This is a genomic window from Bradyrhizobium sp. Crot121 (assembly GCF_059512385.1).
Map to the genome: position 1 here is coordinate 18,711 of NZ_JCAMOR010000069.1, position 24,382 is coordinate 43,092.

Annotated in this window: 20 protein-coding genes; 9 read left to right on the forward strand and 11 right to left on the reverse strand. The window is 61.5% G+C overall.

Annotated elements, in window-relative coordinates; translation table 11 throughout:
• Positions 1-188 precede the first annotated feature (188 nt).
• Positions 189-1,151, reverse strand: a complete 963-nt coding sequence (locus AC5ZGW_RS36350) for a phosphotransferase family protein (RefSeq protein WP_245474900.1) — start codon at positions 1,149-1,151, stop codon at positions 189-191.
• 553 nt (positions 1,152-1,704) lie between these two features.
• Here AC5ZGW_RS36350 and AC5ZGW_RS36355 point away from each other — a divergent pair.
• Complete coding sequence (locus AC5ZGW_RS36355; RefSeq protein ID WP_130228077.1) at positions 1,705-2,886, forward strand: radical SAM protein; 1,182 nt, start codon at positions 1,705-1,707, stop codon at positions 2,884-2,886.
• Positions 2,887-2,991: 105 nt separating this feature from the next.
• Here AC5ZGW_RS36355 and AC5ZGW_RS36360 read toward each other — a convergent pair whose 3' ends face one another.
• Positions 2,992-4,167 carry a YXWGXW repeat-containing protein gene (locus AC5ZGW_RS36360; RefSeq protein WP_130228076.1) on the reverse strand — a complete coding sequence of 392 codons (1,176 nt, stop codon included), beginning with the start codon at positions 4,165-4,167 and terminating at the stop codon, positions 2,992-2,994.
• Between the two features lie 606 nt (positions 4,168-4,773).
• Between AC5ZGW_RS36360 and AC5ZGW_RS36365 the strand changes: the two genes are divergently transcribed.
• A complete protein-coding gene (locus AC5ZGW_RS36365; RefSeq protein WP_165435393.1) occupies positions 4,774-5,634 on the forward strand; it encodes a L,D-transpeptidase in 861 nt (286 codons plus the stop codon).
• A 186-nt stretch (positions 5,635-5,820) separates the two neighbouring features.
• On the opposite strand, the gene AC5ZGW_RS36370 is transcribed toward AC5ZGW_RS36365, so the two are convergent.
• Positions 5,821-5,976 (reverse strand): hypothetical protein, encoded by a 156-nt coding sequence (locus AC5ZGW_RS36370; protein ID WP_165435391.1) that lies wholly within the window; start codon positions 5,974-5,976, stop codon positions 5,821-5,823.
• 236 nt (positions 5,977-6,212) lie between these two features.
• Here AC5ZGW_RS36370 and AC5ZGW_RS36375 point away from each other — a divergent pair, with 236 nt between their 5' ends.
• Positions 6,213-7,811, forward strand: a complete 1,599-nt coding sequence (locus AC5ZGW_RS36375; protein ID WP_130228074.1) for an arylsulfatase — start codon at positions 6,213-6,215, stop codon at positions 7,809-7,811.
• Between the two features lie 393 nt (positions 7,812-8,204).
• Here AC5ZGW_RS36375 and nhaD read toward each other — a convergent pair whose 3' ends face one another.
• The 6 genes from nhaD to gph all read right to left on the reverse strand — a co-directional run bounded on the left by nhaD (position 8,205) and on the right by gph (position 14,697).
• Positions 8,205-9,485, reverse strand: a complete 1,281-nt coding sequence (nhaD, locus tag AC5ZGW_RS36380) for a sodium:proton antiporter NhaD (RefSeq protein ID WP_130228073.1) — start codon at positions 9,483-9,485, stop codon at positions 8,205-8,207.
• Positions 9,486-9,604: 119 nt separating this feature from the next.
• Entirely contained in the window at positions 9,605-11,206 is a 1,602-nt protein-coding gene (locus tag AC5ZGW_RS36385) for a TRAP transporter large permease (RefSeq protein ID WP_130228072.1), read from the reverse strand.
• On the reverse strand, positions 11,203-11,742 hold the full coding sequence (locus AC5ZGW_RS36390; protein ID WP_028166533.1) for a TRAP transporter small permease subunit: 540 nt from the start codon (positions 11,740-11,742) through the stop codon (positions 11,203-11,205). The genes AC5ZGW_RS36385 and AC5ZGW_RS36390 overlap by 4 nt, the downstream gene beginning before the upstream one ends.
• Before the next feature lie 338 nt (positions 11,743-12,080).
• Positions 12,081-13,115: a GTP 3',8-cyclase MoaA gene (gene moaA, locus AC5ZGW_RS36395; RefSeq protein ID WP_028166532.1), complete on the reverse strand. Its 1,035-nt coding sequence runs from the start codon at positions 13,113-13,115 to the stop codon at positions 12,081-12,083.
• A 270-nt stretch (positions 13,116-13,385) separates the two neighbouring features.
• On the reverse strand, positions 13,386-13,859 hold the full coding sequence (locus AC5ZGW_RS36400) for a hypothetical protein (RefSeq protein ID WP_130228071.1): 474 nt from the start codon (positions 13,857-13,859) through the stop codon (positions 13,386-13,388).
• 151 nt (positions 13,860-14,010) lie between these two features.
• On the reverse strand, positions 14,011-14,697 hold the full coding sequence (gene gph / locus AC5ZGW_RS36405) for a phosphoglycolate phosphatase (RefSeq protein WP_130228070.1): 687 nt from the start codon (positions 14,695-14,697) through the stop codon (positions 14,011-14,013).
• 141 nt (positions 14,698-14,838) lie between these two features.
• On the opposite strand from gph, the gene AC5ZGW_RS36410 reads away from it, so the two are divergent.
• The 5 genes from AC5ZGW_RS36410 (at position 14,839) to AC5ZGW_RS36430 (ending at position 19,339) form a co-directional block, all read left to right on the forward strand.
• The gene (locus AC5ZGW_RS36410; RefSeq protein WP_130228069.1) at positions 14,839-15,666 is read left to right on the forward strand and encodes an SDR family NAD(P)-dependent oxidoreductase; all 828 of its coding nucleotides are present in this window, start codon (positions 14,839-14,841) and stop codon (positions 15,664-15,666) included.
• 245 nt (positions 15,667-15,911) lie between these two features.
• Entirely contained in the window at positions 15,912-16,604 is a 693-nt protein-coding gene (gene rpiA, locus AC5ZGW_RS36415) for a ribose-5-phosphate isomerase RpiA (RefSeq protein ID WP_130228082.1), read from the forward strand.
• A 25-nt stretch (positions 16,605-16,629) separates the two neighbouring features.
• Entirely contained in the window at positions 16,630-17,172 is a 543-nt protein-coding gene (locus tag AC5ZGW_RS36420) for a DUF2059 domain-containing protein (RefSeq protein ID WP_130228068.1), read from the forward strand.
• Between the two features lie 26 nt (positions 17,173-17,198).
• Positions 17,199-18,584, forward strand: a complete 1,386-nt coding sequence (gene gor, locus AC5ZGW_RS36425) for a glutathione-disulfide reductase (RefSeq protein WP_130228067.1) — start codon at positions 17,199-17,201, stop codon at positions 18,582-18,584.
• Positions 18,585-18,934: 350 nt separating this feature from the next.
• Positions 18,935-19,339: a four-helix bundle copper-binding protein gene (locus AC5ZGW_RS36430; protein WP_028166525.1), complete on the forward strand. Its 405-nt coding sequence runs from the start codon at positions 18,935-18,937 to the stop codon at positions 19,337-19,339.
• Between the two features lie 437 nt (positions 19,340-19,776).
• Here the strand turns inward: AC5ZGW_RS36430 and AC5ZGW_RS36435 are convergent, their stop codons facing one another.
• Both AC5ZGW_RS36435 and AC5ZGW_RS36440 read right to left on the reverse strand, forming a co-directional pair.
• Complete coding sequence (locus tag AC5ZGW_RS36435; RefSeq protein ID WP_130228066.1) at positions 19,777-21,735, reverse strand: hybrid sensor histidine kinase/response regulator; 1,959 nt, start codon at positions 21,733-21,735, stop codon at positions 19,777-19,779.
• Positions 21,736-22,493: 758 nt separating this feature from the next.
• Positions 22,494-23,252: a Crp/Fnr family transcriptional regulator gene (locus tag AC5ZGW_RS36440; protein WP_165435392.1), complete on the reverse strand. Its 759-nt coding sequence runs from the start codon at positions 23,250-23,252 to the stop codon at positions 22,494-22,496.
• A 478-nt stretch (positions 23,253-23,730) separates the two neighbouring features.
• Here AC5ZGW_RS36440 and AC5ZGW_RS36445 point away from each other — a divergent pair, with 478 nt between their 5' ends.
• Positions 23,731-24,159 (forward strand): hypothetical protein, encoded by a 429-nt coding sequence (locus AC5ZGW_RS36445; RefSeq protein ID WP_130228064.1) that lies wholly within the window; start codon positions 23,731-23,733, stop codon positions 24,157-24,159.
• Positions 24,160-24,382 lie beyond the last annotated feature (223 nt).

Genomic DNA, 24,382 nt, shown 5'->3' on the forward strand with positions numbered 1-24,382 from the left:
ACAATCGTACCTTCCCTGAAGCGATTCAATGATGAGCATTATTCGTGCTGGCGCGACTACTTACAACGTTATGGCGGCGCCCTTCTGCCATGCGTGCATCGCAGTTGGGATAGAACATGTCACTCTTCCGTGTCCGGAACTGCGCAACCGCTATCCGCGGTTTGATGTTTGCGCTGACCTTCGGCCGATCACGTGGCGCTATAGCGCTCCAGGTCCAAAGCCAGCTGGTCGAGCGGCTGCCTGTTTCCAATTTGGGCCATCCAGCACCAAAGTTCGAGAACGAAGTATAGGTGGTAGAGGTCGAGCGTCAAAAGCCAGTGCTTTCGGTCCATGACGCCGTATCCGTCAAGGAGCGCGCTCCTTGCCTCTGCGTCGAGATAATAGAGTGCTTTGGCGACATCCATCAGCGGATCTCCGGCCAGCGCGCCTTCAAAATCCAAAACACCAGTGAGCCGTAGGCGGCCATTTGAGACGGTGGCAAGCAGGTTGCCCGCGTGCAGATCATTGTGACATAGCACCGCTTGCGTGCAGTCGCTGAGCAGTTCGGCGCGGTCGGCGAGATGCTTGGCAACCCGCTTGGCAAGGTCTGCATTTCCGCCGCGTTCGGCAAATTCCTTGAGCTTTCGTTGGAATTGATGCGTCAGGTACTGGTGGTTTGTCGAATGCGCCGTCCAGATTCCGTTCGCACCGATGTAGCCGAATGCGTCCATGGCGATGCAATGAAACTCGCGGAGCAGCCGGCCGATTTGTGCGTAAGCGGATAGCCGTTGCGCCGCGTCCAGAGTCGCTTCCAGTCGGCCCAGTATCGAACCCTCGAGCTTGGTCATCAATGTCAAGTTTAGACCGAGCAATCTCTTTGAGTCGTCCGCAAGCAGAATGCGTGGAGTAGACACGCTAAGGCGATCTCGGACTAGGCCAATGACGGTCAACTCCTTTTGCATCTTCCAATGCAATTCGTCGGGATAAACCTTCAATACGAGCGGTGGATGCGCGTGATCCGCGAAAGCGATCTCGTAAACTGCTGAGATCTCGCCGCCATGAAGCCTGGAAATCGTCGCAACAGCTCGCTTCGAAACGGTCTGATCAACGATCGCCTGCGCCGTCGCGACGGACAGTTCTAGATCGGGCTTGAGGCTCATCGTGCTGTCCATTCGAAACTTGGCTCCCTCGGACGTCGGCGTATCCGCGGCGCCTGGTGTAAAAGTGGCGACACCTCGGCATCACCACATTTACGCTGCAATAGGAAAGGTATACTATCGGCTGCTCGTTCGGTTGAGATAAACATCCGGCCTTTCGCTCGTTCGTTGAACTGCATCGCGAAGAGGAGCACGACCATGGCGATTACCACGCTGAAGGTTTTGGCGAGCCTCCTGCAATTGCACGGGCCAGGTGCAACAATTCAGAGCGACCATCCCGGCATCGACGCGCTGCTTAACGAACTGCGCGAGCAGAGTTCGACAGAAGGACTTAGCTCCGACCAACCCGCGGTTATTCCTGACCAACCCGTTGTAAATCAAGTTTATTTCAGGCGAGGCTTTGGCCGAGGGCCGCATGCGGGCGTCTTTCGCAGGGCCGGATACGCTCCAGGGGCAGGTGCCTTCCGCAGAGGCGCGTACGCTCCGGGAGCGGGCGCGTTCCGCAGAGGGGGCTTTGTTCGGGGATACTAGCTAATCGCAATTTTTTCAGGCGCGTACCGGCATCGGCATGTTGTTTGACGATTCAAATCCTGTCGCTTTCCATGACCAGCCGATCACGCAGTTGCTGGTCAAGGTGGCAGCGCGATGCAACATCGACTACTCCTATTGCTACTGGTTTCGCGACGCGGCCGTCTACGACAAGCCCAAGCTGATGAGCACCGGCGTGCTACATCAATTGTTGCAGCGCATCGAAGAACACGTCGCACGATACTCCCTCGTCGATTTTCCCATCGTTCTGCACGGTGGCGAGCCCTTGCTCTGGGGTGTCGAGAATTTCCACCGTTTTGCCGAGGGCTGCGAGCGCATTTCATCGCGAACCGGCTGCGACATTCCCATCGCGGTCACGACCAATGGCGTGTTGATCGATGATCAATGGCTGGACTGCTTCGAGACACGCAACATTTCGGTTGCGATCAGTCTCGATGGACCGGCACATATTCACGACCTTCACCGTCGGACATTTCAGGGGACGGGCACCCACGCTGCGGTGGAGCGCGCCGCCCGCATGCTGGTCTCGCGCGACATTTGCGTAAGCGCCCTGGCTGTCTGCAATCCCGCGTACCCGCCGGAGCAGTATGTCGCGTTTTTCACCGCGTGCGGAATTGCGAACTACGACATCATGATCCCCGATGCGACGGTGGACGAGAAGCCGGCGTCCATTGCGTCGTTCTACAACGGACTGTTCGACTTGTGGCTGACGGCAAATCGCACGGCGCCGACCGCCAATATCCGCATCGTTTCCGACATGATCACTGCCCTGCTGGGCAACAATTCGCCGACCGAAGGCGTCGGCCACAAGCCGATCGAGCTTTGCACCGTGATGACCGATGGCACCGTGGAGGCCCACGATGTGCTCCGCATCGCGGGCGACGGCTTCACGCGGACCAGGTTCAACATCTTCGATCATGCGATCGACGAGGTCAGGAACGAACCGCGCTGGAAAGCGGCGCGCGACGCCTCAATCAATCTTTGCGAGAAATGCCGGCAGTGCAAGTTCATGAATGCTTGCGGAGGGGGGTATCTTCCGCATCGTTTTTCCAAGGCGAATGGTTACGACAATCCGTCGGTATATTGCGACGATCTCTATTCGATGTTCGAGAACATGCAATCCGTCCTGGAGAGCCATCTTTATGTCAGCAAGCCAGGCGGGGAACGTGTCAACGTGCGCGAAGCGTTGACACGCGCTTAGCGGCTGGATGGCGAAAGGCGACCGGGAGTTCGAGTCTCGAGCGCTGGATCATGCTCAAACAAAGAGATGAGAACATGATCCGAATCCGCCTAATCGGGTCATGGTCTAATGCGCCTCGTTATGCGGCGAGACATTCCGCTTTGCAGCCGGCGGGTGGGGCGCGGGGCGCGACGCTGGATGCGACGCGGCGGCAACTCGATGTGGCGCTGGAGCAGCGGATGGATGCTGGGGCGGCTTCGGGGCCGCGGCAACGGCGCCGGGTTTTGGCGCCGGTGGGGCGGCGACCGGTTTCGCTGCGACATTTGCCGGCTTCGCTGCGGCATTCAGAGGCTTTGCTTCCGGTCTGACCGCCGCATTCGGCGGCTTGGGCAGCGCTCCGTTGGTCGGCGCAGCATGCTCCGAGCCAACAGATGCCTTGTTTTCAAGTGACTTGTTCGCGGCGGGAGGATCGTTCGCAACAGGCTTATTGCCGGGTGGGGTGGCCGCAAGAGGCTTGCTCTCGAGCGGCTTGTTGGCGACCGCATTGTTCGCAGGTGCCTTGGGAGCGACCGGCTGCGGCAGCGGCGCGGGTCCCGGCTTGGCTTCCCGTGCGGCGACAATACCCTTGCCGGTGAACTCGCCGGGCTTGGCTGTCGCTGCGATTGCCGGGCGACCGTGGTTCTCGGAGGCGAGCAGCGCTCTGTTCGTGCTCGCCAGGTGCTGCTGCTGGATCTGCGCGGGCGCAGGAGCAACGTGGTGATCCTGCGCAGCCACTTGCTCTTGCGCCGTCGGCTGAGACGTGATGCCACCACTGCCGCCGTTGAAACTGACACGCGTGATGTTGTTGTTGATCACGGTCTTACTATAGACGTTGGTGACGTTGACACTGCCGAAATTATTGATGGTGCGGTTGTAGGCCAACACGCCATTGTCCCAGTGGCCGCCTTCATAGCCGACGCCGCCATAGCCGAAACCATAGTTGACGCCACCGTAGAAGCCGACACGCGGCCCCCAATAACCGGTGTTCCACGCGTAAACACCGTCACGCCACGCCCAGTAACCGGGCGTCCACAACAGGCCGACGGCCGGCGGCTCCACCCAGGTGCCCGGAACCCAGTAATAACCGTCCGTGCCGTAAGCCCAATAGCCGGGCGTCCAAATGTACCCAGGGGCTGGAAGCGGCGGTTGCTCATAGACCGGAAGCTCCGGTGGGGCGATCGTAATGCTTATGATTTGGGCTTGGGTGACGGGGGAAATGATCAGCGCGGCAAGAAGCCCGATGATGAATAGAAAGCGTCGCATGCTTGTTCCTTTCACATGAGCAGCTCCCCGCGAGTCGGAACGATGTTGAGCGAATGACGCAATATTATGGCGCACTGGTCTAGTGCAGCAGGCGCTACTGGATGATGTAGGCGGCGGCGCTGAGCAATCCCAGCGCAATGACGATGATATCCTGGCGCCCGATCTCGCAGGTCCGCTCTCACGTCCGGAAACTCGCTCGCGCGAGTTTCTACCGCCGCTTGTGACCCATAGCGATCAAAGGAAGTCGGCGATAAAGATGTTTGCGTGAAACTAGAGCGTCGAAGTGAGGCCTATGGTTTTCTGGACAGGCTAAGTAGACTGACCCATACAGATTGGGGGAGGTCGCGCTTTGACCCGAAGCCGCTGTTAACCAAAGAGCGGAGCGTGTCCGCTCGGCGGGGCAATTCAGACTTCGACTCGTTCCGCAATGTGACATGCGTCGTCCACGTCGCCAAACTGATATCGAGCGTCACTCCCAATTTTTATGTTGCCGAACAAGAGTTCGGCGTTAACCACCGCTAACGGTTGCAGCCTGAGCGAAATCGCTTCGAAGTTTCTTAAATTTTGCTGGGTACCTCTTCCGGGCATGGTGACTGGGGGAAAGATATGAGTAAGCGGGCCAAACGTGGAAAGGCAGAAGCGCTCGCACTACCAATGGCCGCGAGAGTTGCAGTTGGCGCCGTGGCCGTGGCCGCATTGGGATACAGCTTGCTGTCTCGCCCGACGAGCGTGCAACCGATACGGAAGCCGTCCGCTCCCCAAGCCCTGGCATCGTCAACTCCGGTTCACGTGTCAACTCCAGTTCATGCATCAGCGCCAGCTCCGGCTCCGATTTCGGTCCCGGCGCCTCTGGTCGAACCACCAAAAGCTGCTGACGGTCCCGGAGCATTTGTTCGGCAGGTAGTTGACTACGCGAGCCACCAGACGCCGGGCACCGTGATCATCGATACCAAGAACACATTCCTGTATTTCGTTCTGAGCGACACGCAAGCGTTGCGCTACGGCATCGGTGTTGGCCGCGAAGGCTTCACATGGTCAGGCGAGCAGACTGTGGCCCGTAAGACGGAATGGCCGGATTGGCGTCCGCCGGCAGAGATGCTTGTGCGTCAGCCTTATCTGCCGCGGTTTATGGCAGGCGGTCCCGGCAACCCGCTCGGCGCTCGGGCGATGTATCTGGGCGAGACCGAATATAGAATTCACGGCACCAACAAGCCCGATACGATCGGGAAGCGGGTTTCGTCCGGCTGTATCCGGCTGACCAATGAGGACGTCGTGGACCTTTATGAGCGGGTGAAAGTCGGAGCGAAAGTGATCGTGCTTCCGGCAACCGCTGCCCGTCGACCATCCCAGGGAGCGCCGCCCGACGCCGCTTTCCGATCGCCGGACCCGGCATCGCCGTCGAACCGGCCCTCGGTAACCAACGCGCAGATGCTGTCATCTGAACCGAAGATCGCCGAGGTCCAGTAACTCAGTCCTCCGTCCTCGGTCTGCAACTGAGGACAAGGAGGCAATTCAAGTCGTCGCTTTTAAGTGAGTGTCTGGTCCTGAGCGGCAGTTCTGGAATGTCTGCTATCACGCCGCTATGGGCGGTTGAGCAGACGTAAACCAAGCCAAGCGACTTATGAATCCAAGTGTCCTAGCCCGGGTGAAGCGTTAGCGTAATCCGGGACTGGCCGCAGATGTTGATGCAGATGTCAGGCTGTACATGCCCATCGTCGCCGCCACCAGCGGCACGTTGTCGATGACGGCGCTGAGAAGCCCGAGCGCGATGACGATGATGTCCAGGCGCCCGAGCAGGTCCGCTCTCATGGGTAGTCCGGAAACTCGCTCGCGCGAGCCTCTACCGCCCCTTGTGACCCAAAGCTGCCGTGTCACAATCGGTGTATTGATTTAAGTCAAACAACCGCACATTGATCACGGGTGTACAGCAGCTGCATTTTGCCGCACGCTCCTCGCCGCAAGCTCTTGGAAGGCGGCGTTCGCTGCATGCGGTAGTCCGAGAGGGGTGGGAGTTTCAAACCACTGACCATCCGGGAGGAGACACCATGAGCATAGGGAATGCTTGGACGTGCGGGCTTACGCTGATCGCTGCGATGACGATGGCGAGCCCGCAAGCAATCGCACAGCAGCAGCAACGGCCCAACATCGTCATGATCATGGGCGACGACATCGGATGGTTCAATATCGGCGTCTATAATCAGGGCATGATGGCTGGTCGAACGCCAAATCTTGACCAGCTCGCGTCAGAGGGCATGCGGTTCACCGACTACTACGCCGAGGCGAGCTGCACGGCAGGCCGCGCCAACTTCATTACTGGCGAGCTGCCGATCCGCACCGGGCTGACCACAGTCGGGCAGGCTGGGTCCCCGATCGGTATGCCGGACGAGGCCCCGACCATTGCCAGCGTGCTGAAATCGATGGGCTACGCCACCGGCCAGTTCGGCAAGAACCATTTGGGCGACAGGAACCAGTTCCTGCCTACGATGCACGGGTTCGATGAGTTCTTCGGCTATCTCTATCACCTCGATGCAATGGAAGACCCCTGTCATCGCAACTACCCGCCTGCCCTGAAAGAGACCGTAGGCCCGCGGCACATGATCCACAGCTTCGCGTCTGACGTGGATGATGCCACCGTCCAGCCGCGCTGGGGCAAGATCGGCAAACAGAGGATCGAGGACGCGGGCGAACTGTGTCCCAAACGAATGGAGACTGTGGACGACGAAATCCTCAGCCACGCCCTGGCCTTCATCGACAAAGCCAGAGGCGAGAACAGGCCGTTCTTCGTTTGGCTCAATCCTACGCGGATGCATGTCTTCACGCATCTCTCCGAGAAATACGAGAACATGCGCAACCCCGAGAACGGCTGGTCCATCGAAGAAGCTGGCATGGCGCAACTCGACGACATCGTCGGCTCGGTCATGAAGTACCTGAAGGACAACGGGCTCGAGAACAACACGATCCTCGGCTTCACCACCGACAACGGCGCCGAGAACTTCACTTGGCCGGACGGCGGTCAGACCCCGTTTGCCGGCGCGAAGGGAATGGCGCTCGAGGGCGGCTTCCGTGCGCCGATGATCATCCGCTGGCCGGGCAAGGTGCCGGCCGGCAAGGTGGAGAACAGCATCGTATCCGGCCTCGACTGGTTCCCAACGTTTGTAGCTGCCGCCGGCAATCCGAACATCGTTGAAGAACTCAAGAAAGGCAAACAGGTCGGCGACCGCACCTACAGGGTCCACCTGGACGGTTATGATCAGACGGACCTCATCACCGGCAAAGGCCCCTCGAAGCGCCACGAGATCTTCTATTTCACCGAAGGCAACCTCTCCGCGGTGCGCATCAACGACTTCAAGTACAGACTGACCGATCAGCCGAACGGCTGGTTCGGTTCCACAGTCAAGGTCGATTTTCCAATTTTGATCAACTTGCGCCTCGATCCCTTCGAGCGTACGGGCCTGAACCAATCGCTCGCAGCGATTGAATGGTGGGGCAACGAGTTCTGGCGCTTCGTCTTCCTTCAGCAGAAGATGGGCGAGGAGGCGCAGACCTTCCTTGAGTTCCCGCCAATGCAGAAGGGCGGAAGCTTCAATCTCGCCGCCGTGAAGGAAGAGCTGGATAGGAAGATGGCTGCCCAAGCCGCGCACTAGACCAACTTCCACGCGTGGGCTTCAAGGAGCCCGCGCGGTCGTTCCGTCCATTTCTTGCTGGGGCAGCGCCGCAGAATTTTCGAGTTACGGGCGCAGCAATGTGCGTTCATCGCCCTGAGCAGCGGTTCTGGAATGTCTGCCTTCGCGCCGCTATGGGCGGTTGAACGGACGTAAACCAAGCCAAGCGACTTATGAATCCAAGTGTCGTAGCCCGGGTGAAGCGTTAGCGTAACCCGGGACCGGCCGGAGATGTTGATGCAGATGTCCCGGGTCGCGCTTCGCGGCACCCGGGCTAGGGGTTAGAGCGTTTTCGAGCGAAGTGGAAATCGGTTCGCACGCGTCAAAACAAGAATCTAGAGCTTCGGTTCTGATTCAATCAGGACCGAAAATGCTCTAGTGCAGCAGGCGGTACTGGATGATGTAGGCGGCGGCGCCGGCGAAATAGCCGAGCAAGGCAAGGCCGCTGATGCGGCGGACGTACCAGAAGAAGTGGATATTCTCCAAGCCCATCGCGGCGACGCCTGCCGCCGAGCCGATGATCAGGATCGATCCGCCGGTGCCGGCGCAGTAAGCGATGAACTCCCACAGGAAACTGTCCGAAGGATACTGAGTCAGGCTGTACATGCCCATCGTCGCCGCCACCAGCGGCACGTTGTCGATGACGGCGCTGAGAAGCCCGAGCGCGATGACGATGATGTCCTGGCGCCCGATGGTCGCATCCAGCCACCTGGCCAGTATTTCCAGAACATGGGTGTGCTCGAGCGCTGCGACCGACAGCAAGATCCCGACGAAGAAGACGATCGAGCCCATGTCGATCCGCGTCAGCGCGTGGAGGAGGGTGAGATGCTCCTTTTCGTCTTGCTCCTTGTGTCGATGGATCAGTTCGCCAACCGTCCAGAGGATGCCCAGTCCAAAAAGGATTCCCATGAACGGCGGCAGGTGCGTCACGGCCTTGAAGGCGGGCACCGCGATCAGGATGCCGAGGCCGAGATAGAACATCACGTTGCGCTCGAAGACGCTGGTCTCGGGCGTCTCACGCTCCACCTCTGCGAGCGCTGGAATTTCCTTGCCCCGCAAGAAATAGCAGACGACGAGGAGAGGGACGATCAAGTTGATCAGCGAAGCGAGGAAGACCCCCTTGATGATCGCGAGCGGCGTGATCTGTCCGCCGATCCACAGCATCGTGGTCGTCACGTCGCCGATCGGCGACCATGCGCCGCCTGCGTTGGCCGCGATCACGATCATGGAGGCGAAGAACAGGCGATCGTCTGCATCGTCGAGCAGCTTCCGCATCAGCGATATCATCACGATCGTGGTCGTCAGATTGTCCAGGATCGCACTCAGGAAAAAGGTTACGAAGCCGACCAGCCACATCAGGGTGACTTGCTTCCTGGTGCGGATCAGCGAGGTGATGACTTCAAAGCCGTTATGGGCATCGATCACCTCGACGATCGTCATGGCGCCGAGCAGGAAGAAGACGATCTGCGCGGTCGTGGAGACGGATTCGTTGAGCTGCTTGTCGATCAGGGCCGCGTCGCCGCTCGCCACGGCGTACACCGTCCAGAGCAGTCCGGCGCCCAGCAATGCGGAGGCTGACTTGTTGATCCCGATCGGGTGTTCCAGCGCGATCGCGGCGTAGGCGACGACAAAGATCGCGACGATTGCGGCCAACAAGACCTGATCCCCCAAGCCCGTCCATACCGATCCCGATCGGCAGCCGTCCAGCAGCTTCGCCGCGGCTATTTGCCCGCGCACCCTCCGGAGGAAGGGCACGGCCAGATCAGTTCGCCAGTTCAATTCTTGGGCTGACCAAAATCGAGCGGCGGCAGGTCGATCTGCGGCACCTCGATTTTCACCTTGGTCAGGTCGACGTCGAGCGGCTTGTCGAGCAGGGCCGTCACCGTGATCGGGAAGGCGATCACCAGCGCGACCATGATCGCCTGCAGTCCGATCCACGGCATCGCGCCCCAATAGATGTCGGAGCTCTTCACTTCCTTCGGCGCCACGCCGCGCAGATAGAACAGCGCGAAGCCGAACGGCGGATGCAGGAACGACGTCTGCATGTTGACGCAGAGCATGACGCCGAACCAGATCAGGGCGGCATCGGGGCCGACGACCGGCGCCAGGATCTTCTGCGCGATCGGCGCGATCATCGGCAGGATGATGAAGGCGATCTCGAAGAAGTCGAGGAAGAAGGCCAGGAAGAAGATGAAGAGATTGATGAAGATCAGGAAGCCCCACACGCCGCCGGGCAGCGATGTCAGATGGTGCTCGAGCCAGACGCCTCCGGAGACGCCGAGGAACACGACCGAGAAACAGGTCGAGCCGATCAGGATGAAGGTGACCATGCAGGTGATCCGCATGGTCGTCTCATAGCCCTGCTTGATCAGGTCGCGCAGGTCGGGAATGCGCACCGCCTCGAGGCAGATCCAGACCACCGCAAGATAGGTGATGGCGAACATGATCTTGAAGATCAGGTTCTCGCTGTAGAGGATCGCGACGATGGTGCCGATGCCTGCGGCGATGACGCCGGCGATCATTACCTTGTGGCCGGTCGAGCTGAAATCCTTGTGGTGGATCGCGGCGAGCACGATGGCGCCGACCGCGCCCATGGCGCCGGCTTCGGTCGGGGTCGCAAGGCCCATCATCATGGTGCCGAGCACGACGAAGATCAGCACCGCGGATGGAATGATGCCGAGCAGGCATTTCTTCCATAGCGCCCAGCCGGTCAGCGTGCGCGCTTCCTTTGGCACCGCCGGCACGTGGCTCGGCTTGATGATGCCCAGCACGAAGGTGTAGCCGGCAAACAGGAGGATCTGGAAGATCGATGGTCCCCAGGCGCCGAGATACATGTCGCCGACCGATTTGCCGAGCTGGTCGGCGAGCACGATCAGGACCAGCGACGGCGGCACCAGTTGGGTGATGGTGCCGGAGGCCGCCAGCACGCCGGTGATGTAGCGTATGTTGTAGCCATAGCGGATCATCACCGGCATCGAGATCAGCGCCATCGCGATCACCTGCGCCGCCACCGTGCCGGTGATCGCGCCCAGGATGAAGCCGACGATGATGACGGAATAGCCGAGGCCGCCGCGGATCGGGCCGAACAACTGGCCCATCGAATCCAGCATGTCCTCCGCAAGCCCGCACCGTTCCAGGATCGCGCCCATGAAGGTGAAGAAGGGGATTGCGAGCAGCAGCTCATTGGACAGCACGCTGCCGAAGATGCGGCCGGGGATCGCCTGCAGGAAGTTGAGGTCGAAGAAGCCGAGATAGATCGAGAGGAATCCGAACGAAAGCCCGACTGCGGCCAGCGTGAATGCCACGGGGTAGCCGATCAGCATGGCTATGATCATGCCACCGAACATCAGTGGCGGCATCATCTCCAGCGTAATCATTGGGTCGGCCTCTCGTACTTCGCGTCGATCGTCACATAGCCCTGCAGCGCCGCGATGCGCTTGATCACCTCCGAGACGCCTTGCAACGCCAGCATCACGAAACCCGCCGGAATGACGAACTTGATTGGCCAGCGGACCAGGCCGCCGGCATTGCTTGAGATCTCGCCGACCGCATAGGACTGGTAGAAGAACGGCCAGGACAGATAAGCGAGCAGCAGGCAGGCCGGGATCAGGAAGAACAGCGTGCCGATCAGGTCGAGCCAGAGCTGGCCGCGCTCGGACAGCATGAGATAGAAGATCTCGACCCGGACATGCTCGTTGCGCTTGAAGGTGTAGGACGCGCCGAACATCACGAGGACGGCGAACATGTACCACTGCGCTTCGAGCCAGCCGTTCGAGCTATAGGAAAAGGCGTAGCGGATCATCGCATTGCCCGCGCTGACGAGACAGGCAATCAGCACCAGGAGGTTGCAGATATAGCCGATCTTCTCATTGAGCCGGTCGATGGCTGTACTCAATCCCATCAAAGGGCGCATTATGGTCTCCGCGGCTGCGCCAAACGCGCGCCGTTTGTGTCAACGAGCATCGCTACGCCACTGCGCCAACGCGCGCGGTGCCAAAGCTCACCTCTACGAGCGATTGCAATGCCAGTCCTCCCCATCGGTGTGCTTCTGCCGTCTTGGCTGCACCGGGTAGGGCAGCGGCCTGTCCGGCCGAGCTGGCGTGAAAGCTGCCGCACCATTTCAGCGTGGGGTGATAAGGTCAATTGGAAAATGGGCAAATTGACGCGGCCCCAAGCCGCTGCATGGGCTTGGTGAATCCCGGTCCGATCGGCCGTTTTCGAGAGGGCTGGCTGGGCCGAGGCGGGCGGCCCTCAGCCGCCGGTGACGCTCATGTGCCGGCTGACGCTGGGGCGGTTGTGCCGGCGGTCGATGATGAAATCATGCCCCTTCGGCTTCAACCCGATGGCACGGTCGATCGTGGCGGACAAGAGCTCGTTGTCTGCCGACGCGCGCAGCGGTTTGCGCAAATCGGAGGCATCCTCGTGGCCCAGGCAGGTGTGCAGCGTGCCGGTGCAGGTGATGCGCACGCGGTTGCAGGATTCGCAGAAATTGTGGGTCATCGGCGTGATGAAGCCGAGCTTGCCGCCGGTCTCGCTGACACGGACATAGCGGGCAGGGCCGCCGGTGCTTTCTTCGAGATCGGTCAGCGTGAACTGCTTTTCCAGCCGGGCGCGGAGAAGCGACAGCGGCACATACTGATCGATACGGCCGGCGCCGATGTCGCCCATCGGCATCACCTCGATCAGGGTCAGCGCCATACCCTTGCCGTGCGCCCACTCCATCAGCGAGGGGATCTCGTCCTCGTTCATGTTCTTGAGCGCCACCGCGTTGATCTTGACCGCAAGCCCCGCGGCCCGTGCCGCCTCGATCCCGGCCAGGACCTTGTCGATGTCGCCCCAGCGCGTGATCGCGCGGAACTTGTCGGCATCAAGCGTGTCGAGCGAGACGTTGATGCGGCGCACGCCGCAATCGGCGAGTTCGCCGGCGAAGCGCGCGAGCTGTGAGCCGTTGGTGGTCAGCGTCAATTCATCGAGCGCGCCGCTGGCAAGATGCCGCGACAGCGAGCGCACCAGCGTCATCACGTTGCGCCGCACCAGGGGCTCCCCGCCGGTAAGGCGGAGCTTGCGCACGCCCTTGGCGATGAAGGCGGAGCACAGCCGGTCGAGCTCTTCCAGCGTCAGGAGATCGGCTTTCGGAAGAAAGGTCATGTCTTCCGACATGCAGTAGAAGCAGCGCAGGTCACAGCGGTCGGTGACGGAGACGCGCAGGTAGCGGATCGTCCGGCCGAACGGATCGGTCATCGGACGGAACAGGGATTCGGAGGGGGGAAGCGAAATCGCGCTCATTCACACGCCTTGCCAACGCCTTGCTCGACGGAGCCGGACGAAAGGGAAGTGGCTCCGCGAGCACAATCTAGGCAGCTTGTTACCGTCCGACAATGCGCGCCGTCAAATAGTGCAGTGCGAACGTGTAATTTAGAGCGTTTTCGAGCGAAGTGGACGCCGGTTCGCATAGCAATCAAGTTTACGCAGATTGCGTAGACTTATCTGCGCAGAAAACGCGTCAAAACAAGAATCTGGAGCTTCGGTTCTGATTCAATCAGAACCGAATATGCTCTAGCGCTGCACCGGCGCGTTCGGATCCGGGAAAGGCGTACCGGCAGCGGTGGCCGGCTCGGCTGCGGGGGCTGCCGCAGCGGCGGCCGGCTTCGGCCGCTTCGGTCGCGGCTTGCGCGCCTTGGGCGGCGGAGCCGTGGGCTTCAGTTCCGCAACCACGGGGTTTGGATCGACGACGGTCGATGCCGCAGTGGTGAGGTCGCCGGGGTTGCGGACCACCGTGACCGGAACCGTGGCCGATTCATACTTCGGCAGGTTGAAGGTGACGGAGAAGCCACTGTCGGGCGCTGCCACCGAGACGGTGCAGGGCGTTTTGCAGCCCGGTCCGACCGAGGTCACCGCGTCCGCGCCCGGAGGCGTCGATTCGAGCTGAACCTGGACCGGCGCAGGCGCCGACTTGAACGAATCCCAAGAAAAAGACGAACAGCCCGCCAGGCTTGCCCCGGCGACGGCAATCGCGATGACACGACGCATGATTGATCCACCTAACTGTGGCTGAGAGCCACAATCCCCGGCCGGACCATAGGAGGGTGGGCACTGCGGCGCAACGGCGCAGGGCGAATTCGCTAAGCGATGGTTAATAAGGATGCCTGGCGTTGCAGAAAAGCAACGTTATCTCAGTAGGTTAAGAGATATTCACAGCCCTGGCGAGGCTGTCGACGGCCGCCGGCAGCTCCCGCATATGGCCGATCAGCCGATCCGGCTTCAATTCGGCAATAGGTATCTCGGTATAGCCGAATTCGACTCCGATCACCGGGATACCTGCCCGTCGGGCGACCCCGACATCCGGCCCGCCATCGCCGACCATGATTGCGGAGGATAGCTGTCCCTCCGCCCGCGCCACCGTTTGCCGGAGGATCGCGGGATCCGGTTTCGAGATTCCGAAGGTGTCCGCGCCGCAGATTGCAGCAAACCGGCCGCTCAGGCCGAGTTGATCGAGCAGGAGCTTTGACAGGAACTCGAGCTTGTTGGTGCAGACCGCAAAGCGGAACCCCTGCGCGGCGAGTTCGTCCAGGGCGTTTTCCAGGCCTTCGAACGGGCGCGATTCGTTGGCGATATGGGCGGCGTAATAGTCGATGAAATCCTTGGTCAGCCGGCTGACGTCGTCCGTGCTGATCTGGCGGCCCTCGACCTCGAGCGCGCGCTCGATCAATCTGCGTGCTCCGCCGCCGATCATGGTCCGCGCCGATTGCAGCGGCATCGGGGCCAAGCCCTCGCGGTCCAGCACGTAATTGAGCGCGCTGATCAGGTCGGGCGCGGTATCGACGAGGGTACCGTCGAGATCGAAAACGACAATGCCGGGAGAGTTCATCCTCCTTTGGCTATCGTTTCCGGCGCCGTCATGCAAGAGAAGAGGGCGGACTTCGCTGCGCATAGAGCATGATCCGGAAAAGTGGAGACCGGTTTTCCGAAAAGATCATGCTCAAACAAAAGATCCGAGGGAGGGCGTTCCATGCGTGAACTTGCCGGCAGAACAGCCTTTGTCACCGGCGGGGCCAGCGGCATCGGCCTTGCGCTTGGTCGTGCGTTCGCGGAGGCCGGCATGAAGGTGATGCTCGCCGACATCGAGGCGGACGCGCTCGAACGCGCCGTCAAAAGTCTGGCTGAGTTTGGTTCGAGCGTCAGAGGCACGCTCTGCGATGTCGCCGATCCCGCAAGCGTCGAGGACGCCGCCGGTGCCGCGTTCGATGCCTTCGGCAATGTCCACATTCTCTGCAACAATGCCGGCGTCGCCGCCGGCGGCGGCATTGACGCGATCTCGCTCGAGAGCTGGCGCTGGGTGATCGATGTCAACCTGATGGGCGTCGTGCATGGCATCGCAAGCTTCCTGCCGCACATGCGCAAGCACGGCGAGGGCGGGCACATCGTCAACACCGCCTCGATGGCGGGGATAAACGGCGGCCTCGGCTTCAGCCCATACTCGGCGACGAAGTTCGCGGTCGTCAGCATGTCCGAGGGGCTGGCCCTGCGGCTCAAGCCGCTTGGCATCGGCGTCAGCGTGCTGTGCCCGAGCTTCGTGCGGACCCGGATCGGCGAGAGCGGACGCAACCGCCCTCCGCGCTACGGTCCGACGCCTGCACTCGATCCTGAGAGCCCGGCGGCCGCCATGGTCGCGGAGATCGCGCGGCAGCTTGAGGCCGGCATCGATCCGGCCGACGTCGCCGCACGCGTCCTTGCCGCCATACGGGAGGATCGCCTCTATGTATTTACCCATCCCGGCATGCGGGCCGAGGTCGAGACTCGGTTTGGCGCGATCCTGGCCGCGATGGACGAGGTCTGAAAGTTAATCTTTCGGTAGAGGACGAAGCATTGCGTCGCCGGAAGAAAGCGTGGAAAAACAGCACGCTGGCGCCGGGTTCTGATCGAATATTAAAACTGCATTCCGCGGCCGTATAAGGCGCTATTGGCGCTGTCCCTGCGCGCAAAAGGCGGCTAGATATGCGCCGCCGGAGCGGGGATGGGGCCGCTCCCAAGCCTTGACAACTGGTCCCGCGAACAAGTTCTGGGAAATCGTCGCACGTGGACATGGACGGATTGAAACGACAGGCCGCCGCGCGCGCCCTGCAAGAGGTGCGCGACGGCATGAAGCTCGGGCTCGGCACCGGGTCGACCGCCAAGCATTTCGTCGACCTGCTTGGCGAGAAGGTGCGCGGTGGCATGAAGGTCGTGGGCGTGCCGACCTCGGAGGCGACCCGCGCGCAGGCGGAAGCCTGCGGCATTGCGCTCGCCACACTGGACGAGATCAACCATCTCGATCTCACGGTCGACGGCGCCGACGAGGTCGATCCCGCGCTCAACCTGATCAAGGGCGGCGGTGGCGCGCTGCTCCGCGAGAAGATCGTGGCGGCCGCATCCGATCGCATGGTCGTGATCGCCGATGAGAGCAAGTGGGTCGATCCGCTCGGCCGTTTCCCGCTGCCGATCGAGGTGAGCCCGTTCGGCCTCGCGGCGACCAAGGCGGCGATCGCCAAGGCCTTTGCGGAGGCCGGCGTTGCCGGCCAGATGGTGCTGCGGACGGCCAAGGATGGCCACGTTTTTGTCACCGATGGCGGCCACTGGATTGTCGACGCCCATCTGGGACGGATAGGGGATGCGCCGCGCCTGGCGGGACTGCTGAGCGTGATCCCGGGCGTTGTCGAACACGGGTTGTTCATCGGTCTCGCCGGCACGGTCGTGCTGGCGGGCGCGCAGGGAATTCGCGTTGTTGAACGGCGCTGACGCCGTAAATTCTGGGAGAATTAGAATGACGAGCTTTGTACGGATTTTGTCGGCCACAGGCCTCGGATTGGCTGTGGCCCTGACCGCCGTATCGGTGAGCGCGCAGCAGAAGGCGCCGGCTCCCGCGGCGGCGCCCGCGCTGAAGGAAGGCTCGCCGGCGGCGATCGCAGCGGCCAAGGAAATCCTCAAGATGAAGAACGCGAGCGCGATGTACGCCAACGCCGTTCCCAACATCGTGCTGCAGACCAAGGAAAGCCTGCTGCAGTCCAACCTCAACTACCAGAAGGACCTCAATGAGGTCGCCACCATCGTCGCCAAGAACCTGGCCGGCCGCGAGCAGGAGATCGGCGATGGCATGGCCAAGGTCTATGCCAACGAATTCACCGAGCAGGAACTGAAGGACCTCGTCACCTTCTACAAGTCGCCGCTGGGCCAGAAGCTGCTCGCCAGCGAGCCCCGGGCAATCCAGTTCTCGATGTCCTATATGAACCAGTGGGCGCAGCAGTTCGCCGAGACTGTGAACGCCCAGTTCCGGGCCGAGATGCGCAAGCGCGGCAAGGAGATCTAATTCTCTGAAGTAGGACATAGAGCGCCATGGCTGAATACGACGTCGATCTGTTCGTCATCGGGGGCGGTTCGGGCGGGGTTCGCGCCGCCCGTATCGCCGCCGGCCATGGTGCCAAGGTCATGGTCGCCGAAGAGTACCGGATGGGCGGTACCTGCGTGATCCGCGGCTGCGTGCCGAAAAAGCTGTTCGTGATCGGCTCGCACGTCCAGCAGGAGATCGAGGATGCCGCCGGCTTCGGCTGGACCATCCCGCAAGCCTCGTTCGACTGGCCGACGCTCGTCGCCAACAAGGACAAGGAAATTGCGCGGCTGGAGGCGGCCTATACCACCAATGTCGAAAAATCCGGCGCGCATATCGTCAAGACGCGGGCCATCTTCGAGGACGCGCACACGCTGCGTCTTGCGACCGGCGAGACGGTCAAGGCCAAGTACGTGCTGATCGCGACCGGCGGCGCGCCCAACCATGGGCCCGTGATTCCCGGTATCGAGCACGTGATCTCGTCCAACGAGGCGTTTCACTTGCCCGAGTTGCCGCGGCGCATCGTGATTCAGGGCGGCGGCTACATCGCGCTGGAATTCGCCGGCATCTTCGCCGGCTTCGGCTCGGACGTCACCGTGATCTACCGCGGCGACAACATCCTGCGCGGCTTCGACGAGGACGTCCGAGAGCATGTGCGCGCCGAGATGGAGAAGCGCGGCATCACCATCCTGACCGGCTGCACCGTTACCAAGGTCGATCGTCACGGCAAGGAATTCACCACGCATCTGTCCAACGGCTCGAGCCTCGCCTCCGAGAAGGTGATGTTCGCGATCGGCCGGCATCCGAACGTCGCCAATCTCGGCCTGGAGAAGGCGGGCGTCGCCATCAATCCGGACAATGGCGGCATCGCGGTCGATGCCTGGTCGAAAAGCTCGGTGCCGAACATCTACGCCATCGGCGACGTCACCCATCGCCACAACCTGACGCCGGTCGCGATCCGCGAGGGCCACGCCTTCGCCGACACCGTGTTCGGCAAGCGCCCGGTCCAGGTCGACCACGCCAGCATTCCGACCGCGGTGTTCTCGCAGCCGGAGGTCGGCACCGTGGGTCTGACGGAGGCCGAGGCGCGCGCGCAGTTCAGCCATGTCGACGTCTACAAGACCAGTTTCCGCCCCATCAAGGCGACGATGTCAGGCCGCGACACCCGCGTGCTGATGAAACTCGTGGTCGACGGCGTAAGCGACCGCGTGCTCGGCTGTCACATCGTCGGCGATTGCGCCGCCGAGACCATCCAGGTGCTCGCGATCGCGGTGAAGATGAAAGCGACCAAGGCCGACTTCGACGCGACCATCGCGCTACACCCCACCGCCGCCGAAGAACTCGTGACCATGCGCACGCCAAGCGCGCGGTACGTCAGGCAGGCCGCGGAGTAGCCCCCGCTCGTCATTCCGGGGCGCGCGAAGCGCGAGCCCGGAATCCGTCTTGCCATTCGCGTCCGCGGTCCGATGGATTCCGGGCCTGCGTGCTGCGCACGCATCCCGGAATGACGAGGGCGGAGGGGCAACGCTCCCGTCTCACTGCACAAGGCTGCGCACCGCCCACAGCCCTGCGAACACGGTGCGCAGCGGGGGCGATCCGGCCATGACGCCGGAAACTTGAATGCCCATGCAACGCATTTTGCTTCCGCGGCGGCGCCTCCGCGCCAGCGAGCGCTCAAAAGAACCTTTCCGGAGTTCGGCGATTAGGCGAACGAGGAAGCCCCTCAAAACCTGCGGAGAGTTCCATGCAAGTCCAGGAAATGATCAGCCGGCACCCACGGGCCCATGGCCAGGGCGATGGCCTGCTCGTCCGCTGCATCGAGGAATGCTATTCCTGCGCCCAGATCTGCACGTCTTGCGCCGACGCCTGCCTCGCCGAGGACATGGTCAAGTCGCTGACGCAATGCATCCGCCTCAATCTCGACTGCGCAGACGTCTGCAATATCACCGGCAGGATGGCCACCCGTCAGACCGGCTGGGACGACGAAATGATCCGCCGCATGCTGCACACTTGCGCCGCTGCCTGCCGGCTCTGCGCCGACGAATGCCAGAAGCACGCAGGCGAGCACGAGCATTGCCGCATCTGCGCCGACGCCTGCCGCCGCTGCATGCAGGCCTGTGACGAGGCCGGACGCAGCATGGCGCATTGACGGAACTGACCCGACAGCCATCTGTCGACGCGGCTATTCCGCGCCTTGCCGCCGGAACGAAGCGGCCGCTCTTGGCTTATGAGAACAGGAGTTTTGGTTTCGAGCAGAGCGGCGAGGAGCACATGCTCGCCCTGTCCATCATATGGAGCTGTCCAAACTGTCATCTGCCGCTGACGCACGTGGAGACAGTTTGGGACATGGAGAAAAGAGAGCGTATTCGGATATTCGAGTGTGGTCGCTGCACCGAATTGATCTGGGAGGATTCGTCGTGCGCGGTGGCCGCTTCACGCGCGAAGCGCTCGACTGTCCGTCAGCCTCACCACGTTACGCGAAAGGCCACCTTGCGCCCATAGCGGGGAGAAATCTCACCTGCCAGGAGCATCGGCGGCGCTGCGGGGCTCCCGCCGGCCGCCATCCGAGGGCCTGTCCGTATCCGGCTAACCGGGGCGGTCGAGTATCTCGCGGACGCGCAAAGCAAGCTTTGCTTGCGATACGGGCTTTTCCAGGAGATCGACCCCTTGATCCAGCCGGCCTTGGTGCACAATGGCGTTGCGCGAATAGCCGGTCATATAAAGGATTTTGAGTTCCGGCCGGATTTGGATCGCTCGTTTGCCCAGTTCCCTGCCGTTCATGCCGGGCATCACCACGTCCGTCAGCATGAGATTGATGTGCGGCTGATCCTGCAGCAGCAGCGTGAGCGCCGCTTGCGCGCTTGGAGCGGTGAGCACGCGATAGTTCAGGTCGCGCAGCAGCTCACCTACATAGGCGCGGAGATCTTCGTCGTCCTCAACAACAAGGATTGTCTCAACCTTGTCGCCTTCGGCGAAAGGCTCGCTGATCTCTTCCGCTTCCATGACCGCGCCATGGTGGCGCGGGAAATACATCTTGATGGTCGTTCCCTGTCCCACCTCGCTGTAGATCTTGACGTGTCCGCCCGACTGCTTGACGAACCCGTAGACCTGGCTGAGACCGAGGCCCGTGCCGTGGCCGGCTTCCTTTGTCGTGAAGAAGGGCTCGAAGGCATGATGCAGCACGTCCTGGTTCATGCCCACGCCGTTGTCGGTGACGCATACGACCACATACTGGCCCGGCGTCAGCTCGGGATTGCGTGAGCAATATTCCTCGTCGGCGGCGACGTTCACCGCTTCGATCGTGAGCTTGCCGCCCTCCGGCATGGCATCGCGCGCGTTGATCGCGAGGTTGACGAGCGCCGATTCCAGGTGGTTGGGATCGACCTCCACCTGCCAGAGGCCGGCGCTGCCGACGGTCTGCACTTCGATCCGCTCACCAAGGGTCCGCTGCAGGAAGTCCTGCAGGCCGGCCAGGAAGTTGTTGGGGTTGATCGACCTGGGGTCAAGCGCCTGGCGGCGCGAGAAAGCGAGCAGCCTGCTGGTCAGCGCGGCCGCACGTTGGGCGCCGCGCTTGGCGTGAGCGAGCGCGCGTTGGATGCTGCTGTTGGCCGGAACCTGCTTGAGATGGCGTTCGGCGGTTTCGAGATTGCCGATCACGATCATCAAGAGGTTGTTGAAATCGTGCGCGATGCCGCCGCTGAGCTGTCCGACCGCTTCGAGCTTCTGCGAGGCGACCAGCTGGTTTTGAATTTCCGCCAGCTTATCCTGGGCCTCCTTGCGCTCGCTGATGTCCCGCGTGACCTTGGCAAATCCGATCAATTCGCCGTTCTCGTCGGTGATCCTGTCGATCACCACGGAGGCCCAGAACTTCGAGCCATCCTTGCGGATTCGCCAGCCCTCGGCCTCGAACCGGCCTTGGCGCGCGGCCTGCTCCAGCGCCTTTTTCGGAATCTCGAGGGCGCGATCCTCTTCGCTGTAGAAGCGTGAGAAATGCTGGCCGATGATCTCGTCCGGCTCGTAGCCCTTGATCCGCTGCGCACCGGGGTTCCAGGTAACAATGTTGCCGGCAGCATCGAGCTGGAAGATCGCATAATCGACGACCGCTTCGATCAACTGCCGATAGCGCTGCTCGCTCTCCAGAAACCTCTGGTGGGCGTCCTGCCGCTCGGTGATGTCGCGGGTCAGCTTGGCGAAGCCAAGCAGCCTTCCTTGTTCATCCTTGATGGCATCGAGCACGACCATTGCCCAGAACCGGCTGCCGTCCTTGCGCACCCGCCAGCCTTCGGCGGTGAACCGTCCTTTCTCGCGGGCAGTGGCGAGCGCCCGTTCTGGCAGCCCAGCGTCGCGATCCTCGGGTGGGTAGAACATCGAGAACGATTTTCCGATGATTTCATCGGCGCGGTAGCCCTTCAGGCGCGCGGCGCCGGAATTCCAGCTCGCGATCGTGCCATCCGGCTCGACCATGTAGATGGCGTAGTCGACAATGGCGTCGATGAGGAGTTGAAGGCGTTCAGCGTCCGCTATCTGGTTTACGGGGTGTTCCATGCTTGGGAAGGCTGCTCGCGTGTCGAGGCATTGGGGCCGTGCAGGTTCTGCGCTGCACGATTGGCGGTGTTGCTGACAATAATAGCAGTAGCTCTAGCTAGTTCCGCTATCGGCCAAACGGCTTACCGTGACCGATAGGCAGTGATGATCGACCGGTCCGGCACACCCCTAACGACGGCCGCATAGACATAGGTTGTGGCGCGAGTCGGCGGCGGCTGTGAGCATGACGTGCCGGACTATTGACACCCCTTGTGAGTCCGGCAGGCCTCCGGTCCCCAGCTCATTCGGAGCTGGGGATTTTTATTCCTGCAGCCGCGGGCTGCGATGGATCGTTGCGGCCGCAGCCTTTTCCAGTTTGTTTGGAAATCCGGCTTGCGTTGGCGCGGATGGAAAGCGAGGAAATCTGGTTCCGGAATTAACCTGAATCCGCAGCATCAAGCTTAATTCCGGTATTGTGCTGCGGTCGGGAAATCTTGGCACTAGGTTGCGGTATGCCAAACCGCAACCGCCGCAATGAGCCGCCATCAGCGCCCTGGATCAGAAACGATCTGCGCGCCCAGTACGAAGAGCTTCTTCGCCTGCGAGCCAAGTTGAAGCGCTTGCTCGCGAAGAAGAAGCGCGGTCAATCGAAGCGACGGTCCAGCCACCATTAAAGCGAAGGACGAGCTATGATGTGCTCTTGCACATCAGAGAATCCATTAGGCCACAAGCGTGAACGGCGAAATGGACTCAATGCCGGACTTGGGCAAAATGCGATCTCACTCTCGTGGAATTTGTGCACCCGGCGCGGCGTGACTGTGAGGCCTCCTTTCCGGCGGCGACATAATGCGATCGATTCTACGGCACATAGCCTTGTAGCAATCGCATGCCGCTGCTTCGAGCCGCGGTCTGTCAATCTCAATCAGACCCCGCCGATTGGACCGGATGGCGCGCGACACCCGAAGCTTGTGCACGACCTGCGTCACGGTCGTTCGCCGCACGCCGAGCAACGTCGAAAGTTCCTCCTGCGTCACCGGCAGGATGTCACCATGAATTCTATCGTGGATGTGGAGCAGCCACCGCGCCAAGCGGGCGTCGACCGAGTGCAGCGCATTGCAGGCGCCCACGTACTGGAATTGCGTCATCAGGACCCCGGTGTGGGCCCAAACCAAATCCCTGATCGCGCCACTGTGGCTGAAGGCCGCATGAAATCTTGCAGGAGAAATCTGCAACGATGTCCCAGCGACGAGCACGATCGCGGTCGCCTCAGAGCGGGTGGGGCCCAGCGCCGACAACAGCCCCGCGGCTGCCTCATTCCCGATGACAGCGGTTGCCACCGTTTGTCCGTTGGGCATGTCCAGCATGAACGAAATCGTCGCGCTGCATGGGAAATAGATCTGCTCAATTCGCTCCGTTGATCGTATCAGAACCTCGTCGCGTTCAAGCGATACGTTTCGGAGGTAGGGAGCGAGCAAATTAAAATCTGCCGGCGGCAGTGCAGCTAACAGTCGATTACCAACCCTGGTAGGGTGCTCCATCACGGGAAAGCTCCTTCCCTCGACGGACGTGCGGCTCTCTGCAGAGAATTTCGGGGGCCAGGCTGCGGTGCCGCGCCTGATGGTCTTTCATTTCGCTAAGGTGTCCTGCTTGAAACGCAGTGGTGGTAGCTTGGCAGCCTCTTCGCGAAGCGCCTTAGCGTCCGCAGCCGGCGGGAGCACAACCGATCTCTCGGTTACCGACGCCCGCGAATAATCGCCACCAGCAACGCTAAAATTATGCGCCTAAATCCAAAATCGCGCTAGCCCTCCACGATGAACGATTTCGTAAGAACCTCGGGGCGTTTTGATCTGGATCAAGCTCGGCGGATGGGGCGGTGAACTCGTGGAAGGCTTTGATCTAAGTCAAACGAAATGCAGGCTCGCAACGAAAACTGTTGATGGTGCTGGTCCCCCTTTGGCGCGGGCATCTCTGCTGGAGCTATCGGATCGACGGCACTCCACAATCGGGAGGATGCCCATGGCTCGTTACGGTCTCATCGGCTTCGCGGCAGCCATTCTTGTCGCTGCCAGTTTGGTTCCAGATGACGCTTTTGCCCGCCGTGGTGGAGGTGGAGGGCTCCGTGCCGGTGGATTTCATGGCGGCGGCATGCGCGGCGCTCAGTTCCGGGGCGGGGCTGTTCATGCCGGGCGCGTCGGCGGATACGGGGTCGCCGGACGTGGATACGGGTATCGGCCAATAGCGGGGCGGCCGGTTGCCCGAGGGGTTTATGGCAATGCGGCTTATCGTGGGGCGTGGACAGGAGCGGCCTATGGTCTGGGTGCGGCAGCGGTCGGAGCCGCCGCAGCCGGGGCCTACGGCTACTACGGCAGCGGCTACAACAACTGCTCCTATGACACCTACGGCAATTGGGTCTGCCCGGGTCAGTATCCCTATGGATATCGGTAGTGACGACATTGATCGATTTGCGGACGGCAGCGCGCCAAGGCGGTTGCCGCCCGCTTTCAGATTTGTCGCCGCTTCCAGCGTCGCGTGCGCGGTGAGACGAATTATGCAAGCGATTCCAACAGGATTTGCCTCGTCCAGCCCTCGCACGAAAAATAAACCGCTTAACCCGTCGGGCAAATCAGTGATTTAACTCGGCGCGTCTCACGGCGGATGAGGGGCGGCT